Annotated in this window: 2 protein-coding genes and 1 pseudogene; 1 reads left to right on the forward strand and 2 read right to left on the reverse strand. The window is 64.9% G+C overall.

The genetic code is table 11. The features are described 5' to 3' along the window. Positions 1-807: pseudogene (locus B7X32_RS20795) on the reverse strand (hypothetical protein); the annotation flags it as partial. Between the two features lie 210 nt (positions 808-1,017). Beyond that, entirely contained in the window at positions 1,018-1,224 is a 207-nt protein-coding gene (locus tag B7X32_RS20800) for a CsbD family protein (protein ID WP_292724120.1), read from the reverse strand. Between the two features lie 154 nt (positions 1,225-1,378). Between B7X32_RS20800 and B7X32_RS20805 the strand changes: the two genes are divergently transcribed. Further along, the coding region (locus B7X32_RS20805) for a metalloregulator ArsR/SmtB family transcription factor (protein ID WP_292724122.1) at positions 1,379-1,572 on the forward strand (194 nt) is incomplete at its 3' end.

The following is a 1,572-nucleotide window of genomic DNA, read 5'->3' on the forward strand; positions in this document are numbered from 1 at the left end:
AGTCGTGCCGATCGCGGCGACGGTCGTGCACGCGATCTGCAGGGCCTTCGCGAACGGTACGGGCGACTTGCTCAAGACCCCGGCGCAGGCGGCGTATCCACCGATGGCCGCATAGCTCTCGGCCCTGTTCAGGTGGACTTGGATGTACGGGCCGTAGAAGTTGACCGTGGGATCTGCGACAACGGGGAACGATGCTCCCGTCGTGTCGACGATCTGCGTCAGCATCGATCCCGAGATCTCGTAGTGCGTGGGCAGCGACCGTCCCTCGGCGTCGATCGCCCATGGTGCGTCGATCCCGCCCAGGAACTCTTCCCCTTCCGAGATGCTGACCGTCCCGTCATCAAGGAGCAGTAGTCGCGTACCATCCGCGAACGTCCACTGCGGCCGTGCATCGGTCGAGTCCGCAAGGACCGCTGCGAAACGTGTTGTCCCCTCTCCCGGGTGACTGACCGCGTAGGTGATCGAATCGTCCTGCACCGTCGCGTACTGACCCGAGTCGGAAACCACAGCATTCTTTGACGCTCCCATGGTGACCGACAAGTCGCCGCCGTTCACATCGACCGTCGCACCACCCTCAACGACTGGTGACGGTGCTTCGGCGGGGGTCGGCGCTCCCACCGCAGCAAGCTCTGCCTTCTCGATGACATCAGCTACGGAATCGTCATCGATGGCCGTGGCGTCCTGCCCGCTCGAATCGGCTCGGTGGGTAGAGGCCATAGCGGGGGGAGCGGTCACCGCCGCCCCGAACGCTATCGCGACGACGAGCGCCCCGCCTGCGAACGTCGTGCTCAATCTGTGCGTGCTCATGCTTCTCCAGTCGTCGTACAGCTACGGCGGCCCGAGCATCACCACACTATTTCGAAACTGGATCCAAAATCTGTCCCCCATTCGGAGGACAAGTATCACAACGGCCGCAGCACGCTTCTCGCTGCCAGTGCCCCAACGATCGCGGGTTCACGTCCCGCCCGCCCCACCGGATCCGTTCTCCGCACCCGGCGGGGCGTCGCTCGGGGCTGATCAGTCGTGCATTGCGTCCTTGACGTGCTCTCCGGCCTTCTTCACGTCGTCCTTGAGGTTCTCTCCGGCTTCCTTCAGATCGGCCTTGGCCTGATCCATCCGACCCTCGTTTTCGAGCTTCTCGTTGTCGGTGACCTTGCCGGCCCCCTCCTTGATCTTTCCCCCCATCTTCTCCGCAGCGTTCTTCGCGTGATCGGCAGCGCTCATGTGCGCGTCTCCTCTCGTGTCGTGTCGAAGACCACAGGTTCGCAGCTTCGTCGGCGGTGCGCGACGGGGTTGACGACGGTGCGCTGCTTCGCTAACGCGCGAGGCGGATGAAGTTACCCTTGCGGGTACGTAACAGGGCGGGTACATTCAAGCCATGGACGCCGTGCTGCAAGCCCTCGCCGACCCGAGTCGTCGCGTCGTCCTGGGCATCCTGCGCGATCACGAGGCGACGGCGGGCGAACTCGCCGAGGCGCTGCCGATCGCACGGCCCGGGGTGTCACGGCATCTGCGGGTGCTGCGCGAGGCGGGGCTGGTCGACGTGCGCCAGGAGGCGCAGCGTCGCATCTA

The organism is Microbacterium sp. 13-71-7, from assembly GCF_002257455.1.
Taxonomy (GTDB): domain Bacteria; phylum Actinomycetota; class Actinomycetes; order Actinomycetales; family Microbacteriaceae; genus Microbacterium.

Coding starts and splice junctions, on each gene's coding strand:
- B7X32_RS20800 (WP_292724120.1), bottom strand. CDS start 1,224: ATGAGCGCTGCCGATCACGCGAAGAACGCTGCGGAGAAGATGGGGGGA.